This is a genomic window from Iodidimonas sp. SYSU 1G8, assembly GCF_039655775.1.
Taxonomy (GTDB): domain Bacteria; phylum Pseudomonadota; class Alphaproteobacteria; order SMXS01; family SMXS01; genus RI-34.
The window spans coordinates 977,196-994,169 of record NZ_JBBYXJ010000002.1; the positions used below are offsets into that span (position 1 = coordinate 977,196).

Here is a 16,974-nt window from a genome sequence, read left to right on the forward strand (position 1 = left end):
GAACAAGTCCGGGGTGACAGGGAAGAGAAGGGAACCGAGGAAAGGAGTGAAAAGGGAACCAAACGGAAAACGCCCTACCCCCGCGCCCCCATCAACCCCTCCAGCGCGGCGGGCAGTTCGTTGAAATCGTCGATCAGCTGGTCGGCCAGCAGATCCGCGGCGGGTACGGTGGAATAGCCGAAGCTCACGGCGACCACGGGCGTACCGGCGTTGCGGGCGGTGTCCACGTCGGTCTGGCTGTCGCCCACCATCACGGTCGAATTCAGGTCGCCGCCCAGCCGCTCCACCGTGGCCACCAGATGGCCGGCATGGGGCTTCTTCTCCGGCACCGAATCCGCGCCGACGATGGCGCCGAACCAGTGGGTCAGGCCCAGGCTCTCCAGCAGCTGGTCGGTCAGGCGCTGGGGCTTGTTGGTGCACACGCCCAGCTTCACGCCATGATCGCGCAGCAGCCCCAGCGTCTCGATCACGTTGGGAAACGCCGTGGTGCGGTCTGCCACGTGCTGGCCGTAATAGCGCAGGAACACCAGCAGCGCGGCGTCGAATTCGTCATCGGGCAGGGTGGTGCCCGCCGCCGTCAGCGCCTTCTGGATCAGGGCGAGGGCACCGTGGCCCACCATGTGGCGCACGTCGTCGTCGGCGACCTCGGGCAGGTTCAGCGTGCGCATGGTGTGGTTCAGGGCGCCGGTCAGGTCGGGCGCGCTGTCGACCAGGGTGCCGTCCAGGTCGAAGATAACGGTTCCGGGAAAACGCATGGGCCAGGCCCTCCATCCGGCGGTGGCAAACGGGCAGCCTTTGTGGCAGGTTTCGCCGGTAAAGCAAAGACCTGCGCGGAAGCGAGATTGCCCCTGATGACAGCCCGCAAAACCGCCGTCGTCGTCCTTGCCGCGGGCAAGGGAACACGGATGAAGTCCAGCCTGCCCAAGGTGCTGCACCCCATCGCGGGGCGCGCCATGGTGCATCACGTGCTGCATGCGGCGGCCGGCCTGTCGCCCGAGCGCACGCTGGTGGTGCTGGGCAAGGGCATGGAGCCGGTGGCCCGCGCCGTCGCGCCCGCGCTGGTCGCGGTGCAGGACCCGCCGCTGGGCACCGGACACGCCGTGCTCGCCGCCGCCGAGGCGCTGGACGGCTTCGACGGCGACGTGGTCGTGGTGTTCGCCGACACGCCGCTGGTGACGCTGGACACCTTCCGCGCCATGCTCGATCGCCGCCGCGCCGAGGACGATCCCGCTATCGTCGTGCTGGGCTTCCGCCCCGCCAATCCCGGCGCCTACGGGCGGCTGGTGGTCAAGAAGGGCAAGCTCAAGCGTATCGTCGAGGCCAAGGACGCGGACGAGGACGAACGCGCCATCGGCCTGTGCAATGCCGGCCTGATGGTGATCGACGGCCGCCATGCGCTGGACCTGCTGCGCGCCATCGGCTGCGAGAACGCCAACGGCGAATATTACCTCACCGACATCGTCGCCATCGCCCGCGAGCGCGGTCTCGATGCCGCCGTGGTCGAGGCGGCCGAGGACGAGGTGATGGGCGTCAATTCCCGCGCCGAGCTGGCCCGCGCCGAAGCCGTCTGGCAGGCGCGCCGGCGGCTGCATTTCATGGACGAGGGCGTCACCTTGACCGATCCGGCCACCGTGTTCTTCAGCGCCGACACGGTGCTGGGGCGCGACGTCACCATCGGCCCGAACGTGGTCTTCGGCCCGGGCGTGAGCATCGAGGACGGCGTGCGGATCGACGCCTTCTGCCATATCGAGGGCGCGCATGTGGCCTCGGGTGCGCGGATCGGCCCGTTCGCCCGGCTGCGGCCCGGCGCCGACATCGGCGAGGACGCCCATATCGGCAATTTCGTCGAGATCAAGAAATCGGTGATCGGCAAGGGCGCCAAGGCCAATCATCTGGCCTATATCGGCGACGCGCGGGTTGGCGCCCAGGCCAATATCGGCGCGGGCACGATCACCTGCAATTATGACGGGTTCAACAAACATCTGACCGAAATCGGCGAAGGGGCCTTCATCGGCTCCAATTCGTCGCTGGTCGCGCCGGTTAAGATCGGCGACGGTGCGCTCGTGGGGGCGGGGAGCACCATTACCAGCGACGTGGACGCGGACGCCATTGCCGTCACGCGCGCGCCGCAGAAGGCACTCCCCCAGGGCGCGGCGAAATTCCGTGCCCGCAACGCCAGGAAGGTCAAAGGCTGAATGTGCGGCATCGTCGGCATCGTCGGACGGGAAGCGGTCACGCCCCGTCTGGTTGAGGGATTGCAGCGTCTGGAATATCGCGGCTACGATTCCGCGGGCGTCGCCACGCTGGTCGGCGGCGGCATCGACCGGCGGCGCGCGGAAGGCAAGCTGTCCAATCTGCGCAAGGTGCTGGACGGCAATCCGCTGCCCGGCCATGTGGGCATCGCCCATACGCGCTGGGCCACCCACGGCGCCCCCAACGAGAACAACGCCCACCCGCACGCCACCGACAAGGTGGCCGTGGTGCACAACGGCATCATCGAGAATTTCCGCGAACTGCGCGAGGAACTGACCGCGCAGGGCTACACCATGGTGACCGAGACGGATTCGGAGGTGATCGCCCATCTGATCACCGCCGAGATGGACCGGGGCGCGTCACCGCAGCAGGCCGCCTCGCGCGCGCTGAAGCGGCTGGACGGCGCCTTCGCCATCGGCATCCTGTTCGCCGGCCACGAAGGGCTGCTGATCGGCGCCCGGCGCGGCAGCCCGCTGGTCGTCGGCTATGGCGATGGCGAGATGTATCTGGGCTCGGACGCGCTCGCCATCGGGCCGCTGTCCAACCGCATCTGCTATCTGGCCGAGGGCGACTGGGTCGAGCTGACCGCCGACACCGCCGTGATCCACGACGAAAGCGGCGCCGTCGCCCACCGCGAGATCAAGCTGGCCAAGCTGACCGGCGGCCTGATCGAGAAGGGCAACTACCGCCACTTCATGCTCAAGGAGATCTACGAGCAGCCCGCCGTGATCGGCGACACGCTCGGCACCTACTACAACCAGCTCAGCCGCGAAGTGGTCATGCCGGCCATGCCGTTCGACATCGCGTCCGTGCCCAAGATCACCATCGTCGCCTGCGGCACCGCCTTCTACGCGGGCATGGTCGCCAAGTACTGGTTCGAGCGCGTCGCCCGCGTCAGCGTGGAAATCGACGTCGCCTCCGAATTCCGCTACCGCGAGGCGGCGTTGCCGACCGGCGGGCTGGCCATCTTCATCTCCCAGTCGGGCGAGACCGCCGACACGCTGGCCGCGCTGCGCTACTGCCGCGAACAGGGCCAGCACATCCTCAGCGTCGTCAACGTGCCGGAAAGCTCCATTGCCCGCGAATCCGACGTGGTGCTGCCGACCCATGCGGGGCCGGAAATTGGCGTCGCCAGCACCAAGGCGTTCACCTGCCAGCTCGTCGTGCTGGCGTGCCTCGCCGTGGCGACGGCGCGCGCACGCGGCGTCATCGACGGCGCGCGCGAGGCCGAACTCACCCACGCCCTCGTCGAGCTGCCCATGGCGGCGACCGAGGTGCTCAAGCATGACGACCGCATCGAGGTGATCGCCGCCGACATCGCCAAGGCGCGCGACGTCCTTTATCTGGGCCGCGGCGCGCTCTATCCGCTGGCGCTGGAAGGCGCGCTCAAGCTGAAGGAAATCTCCTACATCCACGCCGAAGGATATGCCGCCGGCGAAATGAAGCACGGCCCCATCGCGCTGATCGACCCCGCCGTGCCCGTCGTGGTGCTGGCGCCCAGCGACCGGCTGTTCGCCAAGACCGTGTCCAACATGCACGAGGTGATCGCCCGCGGCGGCCGCATCCTGCTGATTACCGACGTGGCCGGCCAGAAAACCGCCGGCGACGGCGCCGCCTGGACCCTCGTGCTGCCCGACATGCACGAATTCGTCGCCCCGATCCTGCAGGCCATCCCCGTCCAGCTCCTCGCCTACCACGCCGCCGTCAGCAAGGGCACCGACGTCGACCAGCCCCGCAACCTCGCCAAATCGGTGACGGTCGAGTAGCTCAAGATTTCATTTTTGGGTGTCACCCCGGACCTGTTCCGGGGCGACTGGAGAAGGCGCGCTTCCCACCAGTTGAGTTAATCGTCGTCCGACGCCATATTGCGGACATGGACAAGGAAACGGTCATCAGGGTGTTGCGGGACCACGCGGATGAAATCCATGCGCGCGGCGCGGCGGCGCTTTACCTGTTCGGTTCCACCGCGCGCGATGAGGCGGGTCCGGATAGCGACATCGACCTGATGATGGAGATAGGCGAGAGGAAAAAGTTCTCGCTTCTGGATCAGGCCGGGTTGCAGGGCTTCCTGAGCGACATCCTCGGCATCGCCGCGGACCTCTCCATCCGATCTTCCATCCATCCGCTCATCAAGGAGAACGTCGAGGAAGACGCGATCAGGGTGATCTGATGGGCAAAAGGAATCCCTTGCTCCCGCTTGTCCACATTCGGGAGTCCATCGAGAAGATCAACGCCTACGTGTCGGAGAGCGGCAATCTGTACGAGCACCTTGGTGCGGGCCATGTCGGTAACGGTTAAGTAAGTTGTTCGTCTAATCTCATTGTCACCCCGGACTTGTTCCGGGGCCTGTGCTGATATCAGCAAAACCGCATGAAGACGCCACCCGGCGTCCACATCATCACCCCGATCCGTCACGCGGAAACGCAGGCCCCGGAACAGGTCCGGGGTGACAAGATAAGGAGGCACCTCCCGGTGGTTGAGTAATCCCGGCCACCTCTCCATATTGGCGGCAACGGTTGGAGAGAATTCATGGCTGACTACGATTACGATCTGTTCATCATCGGCGCGGGCTCGGGCGGGGTGCGGGCCGGGCGGATGGCGACGTCCTACGGCGCGCGGGTCGGGATCGCGGAAGACAGCCGGGTCGGCGGCACCTGTGTCATTCGCGGCTGCGTGCCCAAGAAGCTGCTGGTCTATGCGTCGCAGTTCGGCGAGGAATTCGAGTGGGCGCACGGCTTTGGCTGGACCGTCGAGGGCGCGCGCTTCGACTGGCAAACCCTGATCGCCAACAAGGACAAGGAGATCGACCGCCTGAACGGCCTCTATCTCCAGACTCTCAAGAACAACAACGTGGTGCTGCACGAGGCGCGCGCCGAGATGGTCGACGCACACACGGTCAGGTTGGTCAAGAACGGCGCCGAGGTCGAGCGGGTCACCGCCGACAAGATCCTCATCGCGACCGGCGGCTGGCCGGCCATGCCCGACATTCCCGGGATCGAGCACGCCATCTCCTCCAACGAGGCCTTCCATCTCGAGGAGTTTCCCAAGCGCGTCGTCATCGCCGGCGGCGGCTACATCGCGGTCGAGTTCGCCGGCATTTTCAACGGCCTCGGCGCGCAGGTGGTGCAGCTCTATCGCAGCGAACAGATCCTGCGCGGCTTCGACCGGGACATCCGCGACACGGTCGCCAACGAGATGCGCAAGAAGGGCATCGACCTGCGGGTCAATTGCTCGCTGATCGCGCGCATCGACAAGCAGGCCGACGGCAGCCTGCTGGTCACCCAGGAAAGTGGCGAGACCATCGAGACCGACGCCGTCCTCTACGCCATCGGCCGCCATCCCAAGACCACGGGCATGAACCTGGCCGAGATCGGCGTGGCGCTGAACGAGATCGGCGCCGTCATCGTCGATGACGATTTCCGCACCTCGGTGCCGAACATCTTCGCGCTCGGCGACGTCACCCACCGGTTCCAATTGACCCCGGTCGCCATCGCCGAGGCCATGGCCTTCACCGCGACCCAGTTCGCGGGCCGTCCGACCAGCATGGACTACCGCGACATCCCGACCGCCGTCTTCACCCAGCCGCCGATCGGCACCTGCGGCCTGACCGAGGAGGAGGCCCGCGCGCGGTATGACGAGATCGACATCTACAAGGCCGATTTCCGTCCCATGAAACACACGCTGGGCGGCGCGTCGGAGCGGACCATGATGAAGCTGATCGTCGACGCGAAAACCGACCGGGTGCTGGGCGCGCATATGGTCGGCGCCGACGCGGGCGAGATCATTCAGGGCGTCGGAATCGCCATCAAATGTGGCGCAACCAAGGCACAGTTCGACCAAACCGTGGCGATTCACCCCACGGCGGCCGAGGAATTCGTGACCATGCGCACGCCGGTGCCCCGGATGCAGCAGGCGGCGGAATAGGCCGGGATTCTAAAAACTGGCCAAAACCGGCCACCGGGCGTATATCAGGCGCCCTCGAATGACTCTAAACTACAAGGCGACGCCATGACCAAGAAATGGTCGCCGGACAGCTGGAGAGCGCTGCCGGCCAAGCACATCCCGACCTACCCGGACCCGGCCGCTTTGGCCGAGGTGGAGACGACTCTGAAGTCGTATCCGCCGCTGGTGTTCGCGGGCGAGGCGCGCAGCCTTAAGCAGGAACTGGCGGAAGTGGCCGCGGGCCGCGCTTTTCTGCTGCAGGGCGGCGACTGTGCCGAGAGCTTCGCCGAGTTCCATCCGGACAACATCCGCGACACGTTCCGCGTGCTGCTGCAGATGGCCGTTGCCCTGACCTGGGCGGCGTCGTGCCCGGTGGTGAAGGTGGGCCGCATCGCCGGCCAGTTCGCCAAGCCGCGCTCCAGCGACATCGAGGAAATCGATGGCGTCACCCTGGAGAGCTACAAGGGCGACAACATCAACGGCATGGAGTTCACGCCGGAAGCGCGCCGTCCCGATCCGCAGCGCCTGGTGCGCGCCTATTCCCAGTCGGCGGCCACGCTGAACCTGATCCGCGCCTTCGCCCAGGGCGGCTATGCCGACCTGCACCGCGTTCATGGCTGGATCCAGGGCTTCGTCGCCAATTCGCCGGCCGGCTCGCGCTACCAGGAACTGGCCGACCGCATTTCCGAGGCGCTGGCCTTCATGGAAGCGTGCGGCGTCACCTCGGAGACCGCACCGGTCCTGCGCCAGACCAGTTTCTACACCTCGCACGAGGCGCTACTGCTCGGCTTCGAGCAGGCCATGACCCGCGTCGATTCGACGACGGGCGACTGGTACGACACGTCGGCCCATATGCTGTGGATCGGCGAGCGCACCCGTGGGCTCGACGAGGCGCATGTGGAATTCATGCGCGGCATCAAGAACCCGATCGGCTGCAAGGTCGGCCCGACCATGCATCCGGACGACCTGATCCGCCTGATCGACGCGCTGAACCCTGAGAACGAGGCCGGCCGCCTGACGCTCATCACCCGCATGGGCGCTGAGAAGGTGGGAGACATCCTGCCCGCGCTGGTGCGCAAGGTGAAGCAGGAAGGCCGTCAGGTCGTGTGGTCGTGCGATCCCATGCATGGCAACACCATCAAGTCGACCAGCGGCTACAAGACCCGTCCGGTCGACCGGGTGCTGGCGGAGGTGCGCGGCTTCTTCGGCGTGCATCAGGCCGAAGGCACCTATGCCGGCGGGGTCCATTTCGAGATGACCGGCCAGGACGTGACCGAGTGCATGGGCGGCGCCCAGGCGATCACGGCCGAGGGTCTGAAGGATCGCTATCACACCCATTGCGATCCACGGCTCAACGGCAGCCAGGCGCTCGAGCTGGCCTTCATCATCGCCGAAGGTATCCGCAAGGAACGCGGCGGCATCGCCCGCGTCGCCGCTGCTTCCTGACCGTTCTTCCGTCATCCCGGTCACTCCGGGAGGCGGTCGAAGGCCTGAAGTGCCGCAGCCATCGCATGATCCCGGCTGGCCCGGGATCATGGCTTTACTTGGTGTGGCCGCCGGTCCAAAACGTCTTGCGGAACCGGCTTCCTCTCGACGGATTTACGTTGCATGACCGACAGTCTCACCATCGCGCTGGCGCAGCTCAATCCCACCCTTGGCGATGTCAGCGGCAACATGGCGAAAATCCGCGCCGCGCGCCGTGACGCGGCGGCGGCGGGCGCCGATCTGGTGGTCTATTCCGAACTGGTCGTGGCCGGCTATCCGCCCGAGGACCTGATGCTGAAGCCGGCCTTCCAGGAAGACGTGGAAGAGGCGGTAAAGGCACTGGCGCGCGATACCGCCGATGGCGGTCCGGCCATGCTGATCGGCACCAGCTGGCGCGAGGACGGCAAGTCGCACAATGCTGCGCTTCTGCTGGATGGCGGCGAGATCGCGGCCCGACGTTACAAACATCATCTCCCCAATTACGGCGTGTTCGACGAAATCCGGATCTTCGAGGCAGGGCCGTTGCCCGGGCCGATGAATTTCCGCGGCGTGCGGCTCGGCGTCATGGTGTGCGAGGACATGTGGTTTCCGGATGTCACGGAATGCCTGCAGGAAACCGGCGCCGAAATCCTGGTCGTGCCCAATGGTTCGCCGTTCGAGCTGGGCAAGATGGATCGGCGCACCCAGCTCGCGGTGCAGCGGGTCACCGAGAGCGGCCTGCCGCTGATCTACGTCAACCAGGTGGGCGGCCAGGACGAGATCGTCTTCGACGGCATTTCCTTCGTCATGAACACCGACCGCACGGTGCCGGTGCGCATGGCCGGCTGGCAAGAGGGCCTGACGCTCACGCGCTGGCGGCGTGACGGGGCTTCGTGGCGCTGCGAGGCCGGCGAGAAGACCCGCTATCCGGAAGGCCTCGAGGAAATCTACCACGCCATGATGCTCGGCCTGCGGGACTACGTGAACAAGAACCGGTTTCCGGGGATCGTGCTGGGCATGTCGGGCGGCATCGACAGCGCCTTGTCGGCGGCTGTCGCCGTCGATGCGCTGGGCGCCGACCGCGTGCGCTGCGTGATGATGCCTTACCGCTACACCAGCTCGGAAAGCGTGCGCGATGCCGAGCTGTGCTCGCGGGCGCTGGGCGCGCAGCATGAGGTCATTCCCATCGAGGCCGCCGTGAACGGCTTCCTTTCCATGCTGGCGCCCGCGTTCGAGGGCCGGCAGGCGGACACGACGGAGGAAAATCTTCAGGCCCGCGCCCGCGGTATCACCCTGATGGCCCTGTCCAACAAGTTCGGTCACATGGTGCTGACCACCGGCAACAAGTCGGAAATGTCCGTCGGCTACGCCACGCTCTACGGCGACATGTGCGGCGGGTATTCGGTGCTCAAGGACGTTTACAAGACGACCGTCTTCGAGCTGGCGCGTTGGCGGAACGCCCATCTCCCCGAAGGCGCGCTGGGATCGGCCCAGATCGTCATTCCCGAGAACATCATCACCCGGCCGCCGTCCGCGGAGTTGCGGGAAAACCAGACCGACCAGGACAATCTGCCACCCTATGACGTGCTGGACGATATTCTCGAGTGCCTGATCGAGAACGAAATGGGCTTCGAGGACATCGTGGCGCGCGGCCATGACGCGGCCATCGTCCAGCGGATCGAGCATTTGGTCTATGTGGCGGAGTACAAAAGGCGGCAGGCGCCGCCGGGCGTCAAGATCACCCGCCGCAATTTTGGCCGCGACCGTCGCTATCCGATCACCAACGGCTTCCGCGACGCGCGGCCCTCCAGCCGACACCGTGAGTTCAGCGCATGAGCGTGCGGCTTCGTTTCGCGCCGAGCCCGACGGGTCATCTCCACGTCGGCAACGTTCGCACCGCGCTGGTCAATTTCCTGTTCACCCGGCAGCAGGGCGGCATCTTCATGCTGCGCATGGACGACACGGACGCGGAACGCTCCACCGGGGCCTTCGCGGATGCCATCGAGGAGGACCTGCGCTGGCTCGGCCTGAAATGGGATACGTCCGCGCACCAGTCGCACCGCACCGAGGCCTATGACGCGGCGGTGGCGCGGCTGAAGGCGTCGGGCCGCCTCTATCCGTGCTATGAAACCGCTCAGGAACTGGAACTGCGCCGAAAGGTTCTGCTGTCGCGCGGCCTGCCGCCTGTCTACGAGCGCACCGCATTGGCGCTGACGGCCGAGGACAAGGCGCGCCTCGAAGCCGAGGGCCGCCGGCCGCACTGGCGTTTTCTGCTCAACCGCGAGCCGGTCACCTGGCAAGACGGGGTGCGGGGCGCTGTGACGTTCGATACGGCGACCCTCTCCGACCCGGTGCTGGTGCGCGAAGACGGGACCCTGCTCTACACACTGCCATCCTGCGTGGACGATATCGACTTCCACATCACTCACGTGTTCCGGGGCGAGGACCACGTCACCAACACGGCGGCCCAGATCGAGATTTTCCGGGCGCTCGGCGGTACGCCGCCACAGTTCGCCCACTTCGCCCTGCTGACCGGCGCCGGCGGCGAGGGTCTGTCGAAGCGGGCGGGGTCGCTGGCGATCCGCGATCTGCGTGCCCGGGGCATCGAGCCCATGGCCATCAACAGCCTGCTGGCGCGCATCGGGACCTCCGAGCCGGTCGAGCCCTTCGCCGACCTAGCGCCGCTGGTCTACAGTTTCGACATGGCCACGTTCGGCCGCTCGGCGGCGCGGTTCGACCCGAACGACCTGGAGTTGCTGAACGCCCGTATCGTGCACCAGCTGCACTATTCGGCTGTCGCCGACCGGCTGCCCGGCGTGACCGAGGCGCTATGGGACGCCGTCCGTGCCAATCTGGGCAAGGTGAGCGACGCGCTGGAGTGGCTGCGGATCGTCGAGGGCCCTATTTCCCCGGTCGTCGAGGATGCGGACTACCTGCGCCAGGCCGCCGAGTTGCTGCCGCCGCTGCCGTGGGATGCATCGTCCTGGGGCGAATGGACCGCCGCCATCAAGCAGGCGACGGGCCGCAAGGGCCGCGACCTGTTCCATCCGCTGCGCCTCGCGCTGACCGGCAAGGAACAGGGGCCGGAGATGAAGCTGCTGTTGCCGCAGATCGGTCCCCGGCAGGTGCGGGAACGGCTTACATCGTCCTGAACGTACCGTCATTTCGCCGGTGGCGCGGCATGACGGGCGGCAGCCATGACTTGCCGCTCTCCGTACAGTGCGTTATAGCCCCCGAACCTGATTTGTTGGCGGACCCATGGACCTGATCCTCTACAACACCCTGGCGCGCGAAAAGCAGCGCTTCGAGCCGATCGACGAGACGAATGTGCGTCTCTATGTCTGCGGCCCGACGGTCTATGATTTCGCCCATATCGGCAATGCGCGCCCCGTGGTGGTGTTCGACGTCCTGTTCCGCCTGCTGCGCGATCTGTACGGCGACGACGCCGTGACGTATGTGCGCAACATCACGGACGTGGACGACAAGATCAATGCGCGCGCCGCCGAGTCCGGCGAAACCATCCGCGAGATCACCGAAAGGACGGCGGCCGCTTTTCACGAGGACATGGATGCGCTGGGCGCGCTGCGCCCGACCATCGAGCCGCGTGCCACCGAGCACATCGCGCAGATGATCGCGATGATCGAAAAGCTGATTGCCCGCGGTCACGCCTACGAGGCGGAAGGGCATGTGCTGTTCTCCGTCGGCAGCGACCCGAACTACGGCACGCTGTCCGGCCGGTCCATGGACGAGATGATCGCCGGCGCCCGCGTCGAAGTGGCGCCCTACAAGAAGGACGCCGCCGACTTCGTGCTCTGGAAGCCGTCCACGCCCGACCTGCCGGGCTGGGAAAGCCCATGGGGTCGCGGCCGTCCCGGCTGGCATATCGAGTGCTCGGCCATGGGCGCGGCGCATCTGGGCGAGGTGTTCGACATCCATGGCGGCGGCATCGACCTGATCTTTCCGCATCACGAGAACGAGATCGCGCAGAGCGCGTGCGCCCATTCGGGTCAGCCGCATGCCAATTACTGGATGCACAATGGCTTCCTGATGGTGGAAGGCGAGAAGATGTCCAAGTCTCTGGGCAACTTCTTCACCGTGCGCGACCTGCTGGCCGACTGGCCAGGCGAGGTGCTGCGCTACACCATGCTCGCCAGCCATTACCGCCAGCCGCTGGACTGGACCAAGGTCGGCATGCAGCAGGCCCGCGAGAGCCTGGACCGGCTTTACCGCACGCTGAAGGCGTTCGAGGATATCGATACCGTCGAGGCCGATGTGCCCGACTCCGTGCTCGCGCCGCTGCTGGAAGATCTGAACACCCCGCTGGCGCTGGCGGCGCTGCACGAGCTGGCGACAAAGGCCAACAAGGCCAAGAACGACCCGACGCGCGGCAAGTACAAGGCGCTGCTGCTCGCGGGCGGTAAGTTCCTCGGCCTGTTCGGCAGCGAGCCGGATGACTGGCTGAAGCGCCGGACCGGGCAGGAAACGGGCCCGTCCGAAGGCGAGATCGAACAACTGATCGCCGACCGCATCGCCGCGCGCCAGAACAAGGATTTCGCCGAGGCGGATCGAATTAGAGGCACCCTTGCCGATCAGGGCATCATCCTGGAGGATGGCCCTCAAGGGACCACTTGGCGGCGGGGTTAGTTTCTGGTCCAAGGCCCCTTCGGGGGTAAACGGAAGCGAGGCGGTGGTGTAAGCTGCCGCCCGTGCCGGGAGGCTGACGGCCTGTCGGCACACGGGGACGAGAAAGACACGAACATGGCCCGCGAGAGGCTTTATCTATTCGACACCACTTTGCGTGATGGCGCCCAGACCCAGGGCGTGGACTTTTCGGTGCACGACAAGCACCGTATCGCGGCGGAACTGGATGCGCTCGGCATCGACTATATCGAAGGCGGCTGGCCCGGCGCGAACCCGACCGACACCGATTTCTTCGCCAGCCCGCCCGCGCTGAAACGCGCCACCTTCACCGCCTTCGGCATGACGCACCGTCCTGGGCGCAGCGCCGCCAACGATCCCGGCCTGTCCGACCTGCTCGACACGACGGCGCCAGCCGTGTGCATCGTGGGCAAGAGCTGGGACTATCAGGTCGATGTGGCGCTGGGCATCCCGCGCGAGGAGAACGTCACGATCATCGGCGCCAGTATCGCCGAGATCCGGAAGCGCGGCCGCGAGCCCATGCTGGACGCCGAGCATTTCTTCGACGGCTACAAGGCCAATCCCGACTATGCCATGCAGTGCGTGCGCGCGGCCGCCGAGGCCGGCGCCCGCTGGATCGTGCTGTGCGACACCAATGGCGGCACCCTGCCGCACGAGGTATTGCGCATCGTCCAGGAGGTGACACGGGAAATCCCCGGCGACCGGCTGGGCATCCATACCCATAACGACACCGAGAACGCGGTCGCCAACACGCTGGCCGCCGTTCTGGGCGGCGTGCGCCAGCTTCAGGGCACCATCAACGGCCTGGGCGAGCGCTGCGGCAATGCCAATCTGATCTCGCTGATCCCGACCCTGATGCTGAAGCCGGAATTCGCCGAGCGGTTCGAGACGGGCATTCCGGCCGAGAATCTGCGCAAGCTCAAGCACGTCTCCCACGTGCTGGATGAAATCCTCAATCGCGCGCCGAACCGGCACCAGCCTTACGTCGGCGACAACGCGTTCGCCCACAAGGGCGGGCTGCACGCGTCGGCTGTCGCAAAGGACCCGCATACCTACGAGCATGTCCCGCCCGAAGCGGTCGGCAATGCGCGCAAGATCCTGGTCTCCAACCAGGCGGGGAAATCCAACATCGTCCAGCGGCTGACCGAACTGGGAATCACGATCCCTGGCAATCATCCGGGCATCGGGCGGTTGCTCGACGAGGTGAAGGAAGCCGAAGCGCAGGGCCTGTCCTATGACGGCGCGGAGGCCAGCTTCGAGCTGCTCGCCCGGCGCGCGCTGGGTCTGCTGCCGCGCTATTTCGACACACAGAGTTACCGGGTGCTGGTCGAGCGCCGATACAATGCGCATGGCGAGCTCGTCACCATGGCCGAGGCCACGGTGAAGGTCTCGGTCGATGGCGAGAACCTGATTTCCGCCGGGGAGGGGAATGGTCCGGTCAACGCGCTGGATCAGGCGCTGCGCAAGGATCTGGGCCGCTACTCCTCGTATATCGAGGATTTGAGGCTGATCGACTACAAGGTGCGCATCCTCAACACGCGCGGCACGGAAGCAACCACACGGGTGTTGATCGAAAGCGGCGATTCGAAAGGCAACCGGTGGTTCACGGTCGGCGTTTCGCCCAACATCGTGGATGCGTCCTACCAGGCCCTGAACGACAGCCTTGTCTATAAGCTGCTGCGTGACGACGCGCCGCCGGCGACAAAATAGGCGGGGCGCTTCCTTTCCATCCAGTGACATGGGCCGGGACTGCGGCGTTTCCGGAACATGGTGTGTTGCGCCCGCGCAACAGCCACCGGCCCTGTCATCAAACAGTCATCATCCATTCACCAAGCAGTAACCTGCCACCCGTAGAGAGGCATGGCTAAACGATGCGGCGCCCGGCGCTTGGGGGAGTCCTTGCAACAGGGGCACCGCATCGATCCATCCACTCAGGGAGTAGGTTCAGCAATGCTAACCGGGAAACGCGCGAAGACGCTGGTAACAGCCGGTCTCGTAGCCGCGGGGACGATGTCCGTCGCGGGCGCCGCGCAGGCGCAGTCCAATGAACAACTGCTACGCATGATTCAGCAGCTGAACGAACAGGTCCAGAGCCTGTCGCAGCAGGTCGAAACCGCCAACATGAAGGGCGAACAGGCCGTCCTGGCGGCGGCGGATGCCTCGAAGAAGGCCTCCAGCGGCGAAGTGAAGTGGAAGTGGGGCCCGAGCCCGACCATCCAGAGCGGCGACGGCAAGTTCGAAATGCACGTCCGTGGCCGCATGCTGATCGATTTCGGCCACCTGTCCGACTCCGCCAACAAGCAGGATCGTACGGGCACCGAATTCCGCGCCCTGCGCCTCGGCATCGAGGGCAAGGCCTGGAAGGACTTCAAGTACAAGATGGAAATCGACTTCGCGACCAATGAAGTCGACATCACCGACGCCTATCTGGAATACGCCGGCTGGGACCCCTTCTATCTCCTGGTTGGTAACGCCAAGACCCCCAACTCGCTGGAAGAGCTGACCAGCTCGCGCCACACGTCGCTGGTCGAACGCGGTGGTTTCACCGACGCTTTCAACTTCGAGCGGCGCCTGGGTATCCAGGCCGGTATCGTGCAGGATTGGTGGCGTGCCGACGCCGCCGTGACGGGCGCCGTGCTGGGTGCTCCGGACTCGAACTTCAACGACGAGGGTTACGCCATGGGTGCCCGCGTCGCCTTCTATCCGGAAATTGGCGACGGCAACATCATTCATGCCGGCGCGTCGGTACTGTACCGCAACTACAATAACGACATCGACACCCGCGAGGTCCGCTACCGCCAGCGTCCACATTCGCACCTGTCGGGCATCCGCTACATCGACACCAACACGCTCGACGCGGGCAGCGACATGTTCTTCGGCGTCGAACTGGCCGCCGTGTTCGGTCCTTTCTGGGCAGAATCCGAGTATAGCTGGCTGAAGGTGAAGGACATTTCCGGCCAGCTTCAGAGCAAGGCCACCTTCGAAGGCGGTTACTTCGGTCTCGGCTGGTACCTCACCGGCGAAAGCCGCGGCTATGACGAAGGCCAGTGGGACCGCATCAAGAAGGTCAACAACCCGGTCTTCGAAGGCGGCTGGGGCGCTTGGGCGCTGGTCGGGCGTATCGACTATGTCGACCTGAACGATGCAATCCCGGGCAGCACCTGTGTCGTCGCCGCTTCCGGTATCTGCGGCGGTAAGCAGCTCACCTACATCGTCGGCGTGAACTGGCACCTCAACCGTCACGTGATGATGAAGTTCAACTACGCGCACTCCGACATCAGCGACGCGTTCGACAATCTGGGCGATACCTTCCCGGACGGAAAGAACAAGGTCGACAGCTTCGTCGCCCGTTTCCAGGTCGATTGGTAAGCATCTCTCCAGGGACTATTTTCGTCCCGCGACGGCCCACCGCGAGGTGGGCCGTTCTGTTTTGGGGGCGGCCCGAGGCGAAATGTTTGGGTTGGGCCGATTTCCTGTATATTGACGGCCCATGATCAGAATTCGTCCCCAGCGCGAGGCCGATCCGGCCGCGGTCGAGCTGCTGCTCGACAAATCCTTCGGTCCCGACCGCTCGAAGAAGACGGTCTACCGCCTTCGCGAGGGCGTGCCGCCCCTGCCCGAACTCTGCTTCGCGGCGTTCGATGGCCGTGAATTGCGCGGCAGCCTGCAATTCTGGCCGATCCAGGTCCGCCCCCTGAGGTCGGATGGCGCGCCCGTGCCGGCGCTGCTGCTGGGACCACTCGCCGTCGATCCGGACTATGCGGGGCGCGGGATCGGCGTCGGCCTGATGCGCGTCGGTCTGCAGAAGGCGGCGGCGCAGGGCCACCGCATCGTCATTCTGGTCGGCGATCTGCCCTACTACGCCCGCGTCGGCTTTGGCCGCAAGGGCGCGGAAGGGTTGCGCCTACCCGGGCCGGTCGATCCGGACCGTCTGCTGATCCGTGAACTGGTCGAAGGGGCCGCGACGGGGCTCGAGGGGCTCATCGAAAAGCCGGCAGCCGAAAAGGCCGTTGCCGATCCGGCCTCCGGCGCCACCAAACGGGAAGCTGCCCCATGACCGACACGCCTGCCGCCCCGCTCAACCTGGCCGACATCATGTCGCGCCTCCAGGACAAGAAGCTGCCGCCGGTCGAGAAGTGGAATCCGGATTTCTGCGGCGATATCGACATGCGCATCGCCCGCGACGGCACCTGGTACTACATGGGCTCGCCCATCGGCCGCAAACGCATGGTGAAACTGTTCTCCACGGTGATTCGGCGCGACGGGGACGATTACTTCCTGGTCACGCCGGTCGAGAAGCTGGGCATCACGGTGGACGATGCGCCCTTCGTGGCGGTCGAGGCCGATCTGGTCGGCGACGGGGATGCACAGGCGGTGGTGTTCCGCACCAATGTGGACGATGAGGTGATCGCCGACGCGGATCATCCAATCCGGGTGGAGACCGATCCCGAAACGGGCGAGCCGTCACCCTATGTCCTGGTGCGGCGTAATCTCTGGGCGCTGATCGCCCGTCCCGTCTTCTATCAGCTGGTGGACGCGGGCGTGGAGCGCCGCATCGACGGACGGACGGTGCTCGGCCTGCCCAGCCGCGGGGAGTTCTTCGTCATAGGCAGCCTCGATTCGGCAGGCTGACCGTGGTGCGGGCGCTGTTTCAGG

General features: G+C 65.7%; 13 protein-coding genes. 12 read left to right on the forward strand and 1 reads right to left on the reverse strand.

The features are described from left to right. Positions 1–74: 74 nt before the first annotated feature. Positions 75–755, reverse strand: a complete 681-nt coding sequence (gene gph, locus WJU17_RS15800; protein WP_346328356.1) for a phosphoglycolate phosphatase — start codon at positions 753–755, stop codon at positions 75–77. Between the two features lie 96 nt (positions 756–851). On the opposite strand from gph, the gene glmU reads away from it, so the two are divergent. From glmU to WJU17_RS15860, 12 genes are all read left to right on the forward strand, one after another. Continuing rightward, positions 852–2,195: a bifunctional UDP-N-acetylglucosamine diphosphorylase/glucosamine-1-phosphate N-acetyltransferase GlmU gene (gene glmU, locus WJU17_RS15805; protein WP_346328357.1), complete on the forward strand. Its 1,344-nt coding sequence runs from the start codon at positions 852–854 to the stop codon at positions 2,193–2,195. Next, positions 2,196–4,019: a glutamine--fructose-6-phosphate transaminase (isomerizing) gene (glmS, locus tag WJU17_RS15810; RefSeq protein ID WP_346328358.1), complete on the forward strand. Its 1,824-nt coding sequence runs from the start codon at positions 2,196–2,198 to the stop codon at positions 4,017–4,019. It begins immediately after the preceding gene. A gap of 107 nt (positions 4,020–4,126) precedes the next feature. Further along, entirely contained in the window at positions 4,127–4,423 is a 297-nt protein-coding gene (locus WJU17_RS15815; protein ID WP_346328359.1) for a nucleotidyltransferase family protein, read from the forward strand. A 359-nt stretch (positions 4,424–4,782) separates the two neighbouring features. Further along, on the forward strand, positions 4,783–6,177 hold the full coding sequence (gor, locus tag WJU17_RS15820; protein WP_346328360.1) for a glutathione-disulfide reductase: 1,395 nt from the start codon (positions 4,783–4,785) through the stop codon (positions 6,175–6,177). An 84-nt stretch (positions 6,178–6,261) separates the two neighbouring features. Beyond that, on the forward strand, positions 6,262–7,641 hold the full coding sequence (locus tag WJU17_RS15825; protein ID WP_346328361.1) for a 3-deoxy-7-phosphoheptulonate synthase class II: 1,380 nt from the start codon (positions 6,262–6,264) through the stop codon (positions 7,639–7,641). A gap of 162 nt (positions 7,642–7,803) precedes the next feature. Continuing rightward, the gene (locus WJU17_RS15830) at positions 7,804–9,495 is read left to right on the forward strand and encodes an NAD+ synthase (protein ID WP_346328362.1); all 1,692 of its coding nucleotides are present in this window, start codon (positions 7,804–7,806) and stop codon (positions 9,493–9,495) included. After that, a complete protein-coding gene (gltX, locus tag WJU17_RS15835) occupies positions 9,492–10,811 on the forward strand; it encodes a glutamate--tRNA ligase (protein ID WP_346328363.1) in 1,320 nt (439 codons plus the stop codon). The genes WJU17_RS15830 and gltX overlap by 4 nt, the downstream gene beginning before the upstream one ends. Before the next feature lie 106 nt (positions 10,812–10,917). Next, positions 10,918–12,303, forward strand: coding sequence for a cysteine--tRNA ligase (cysS, locus tag WJU17_RS15840; protein WP_346328364.1), 1,386 nt, complete (start codon positions 10,918–10,920; stop codon positions 12,301–12,303). Positions 12,304–12,417: 114 nt separating this feature from the next. Further along, positions 12,418–14,028 (forward strand): citramalate synthase, encoded by a 1,611-nt coding sequence (cimA, locus tag WJU17_RS15845; RefSeq protein ID WP_346328365.1) that lies wholly within the window; start codon positions 12,418–12,420, stop codon positions 14,026–14,028. 300 nt (positions 14,029–14,328) lie between these two features. Continuing rightward, complete coding sequence (locus WJU17_RS15850) at positions 14,329–15,687, forward strand: porin (protein ID WP_346328366.1); 1,359 nt, start codon at positions 14,329–14,331, stop codon at positions 15,685–15,687. Positions 15,688–15,808: 121 nt separating this feature from the next. Continuing rightward, on the forward strand, positions 15,809–16,375 hold the full coding sequence (locus tag WJU17_RS15855; protein ID WP_346328367.1) for an N-acetyltransferase: 567 nt from the start codon (positions 15,809–15,811) through the stop codon (positions 16,373–16,375). Next, positions 16,372–16,950 carry a DUF1285 domain-containing protein gene (locus tag WJU17_RS15860; protein WP_346328368.1) on the forward strand — a complete coding sequence of 193 codons (579 nt, stop codon included), beginning with the start codon at positions 16,372–16,374 and terminating at the stop codon, positions 16,948–16,950. Before WJU17_RS15855 ends, WJU17_RS15860 begins: the two co-directional genes overlap by 4 nt. Positions 16,951–16,974 lie beyond the last annotated feature (24 nt).

What these genes read in the sequence shown, in the direction of transcription:
- gltX (WP_346328363.1), top strand. Translation starts at nt 9,492, where the DNA reads ATGAGCGTGCGGCTTCGTTTCGCGCCGAGCCCGACGGGTCATCTCCAC.
- WJU17_RS15850 (WP_346328366.1), top strand. Translation starts at nt 14,329, where the DNA reads ATGTCCGTCGCGGGCGCCGCGCAGGCGCAGTCCAATGAACAACTGCTA.
- WJU17_RS15860 (WP_346328368.1), top strand. Translation starts at nt 16,372, where the DNA reads ATGACCGACACGCCTGCCGCCCCGCTCAACCTGGCCGACATCATGTCG.
- gph (WP_346328356.1), bottom strand. Translation starts at nt 755, where the DNA reads ATGCGTTTTCCCGGAACCGTTATCTTCGACCTGGACGGCACCCTGGTC.
- cimA (WP_346328365.1), top strand. Translation starts at nt 12,418, where the DNA reads ATGGCCCGCGAGAGGCTTTATCTATTCGACACCACTTTGCGTGATGGC.
- WJU17_RS15855 (WP_346328367.1), top strand. Translation starts at nt 15,809, where the DNA reads ATGATCAGAATTCGTCCCCAGCGCGAGGCCGATCCGGCCGCGGTCGAG.
- gor (WP_346328360.1), top strand. Translation starts at nt 4,783, where the DNA reads ATGGCTGACTACGATTACGATCTGTTCATCATCGGCGCGGGCTCGGGC.
- WJU17_RS15830 (WP_346328362.1), top strand. Translation starts at nt 7,804, where the DNA reads ATGACCGACAGTCTCACCATCGCGCTGGCGCAGCTCAATCCCACCCTT.
- glmU (WP_346328357.1), top strand. Translation starts at nt 852, where the DNA reads ATGACAGCCCGCAAAACCGCCGTCGTCGTCCTTGCCGCGGGCAAGGGA.
- WJU17_RS15825 (WP_346328361.1), top strand. Translation starts at nt 6,262, where the DNA reads ATGACCAAGAAATGGTCGCCGGACAGCTGGAGAGCGCTGCCGGCCAAG.
- WJU17_RS15815 (WP_346328359.1), top strand. Translation starts at nt 4,127, where the DNA reads ATGGACAAGGAAACGGTCATCAGGGTGTTGCGGGACCACGCGGATGAA.
- cysS (WP_346328364.1), top strand. Translation starts at nt 10,918, where the DNA reads ATGGACCTGATCCTCTACAACACCCTGGCGCGCGAAAAGCAGCGCTTC.
- glmS (WP_346328358.1), top strand. Translation starts at nt 2,196, where the DNA reads ATGTGCGGCATCGTCGGCATCGTCGGACGGGAAGCGGTCACGCCCCGT.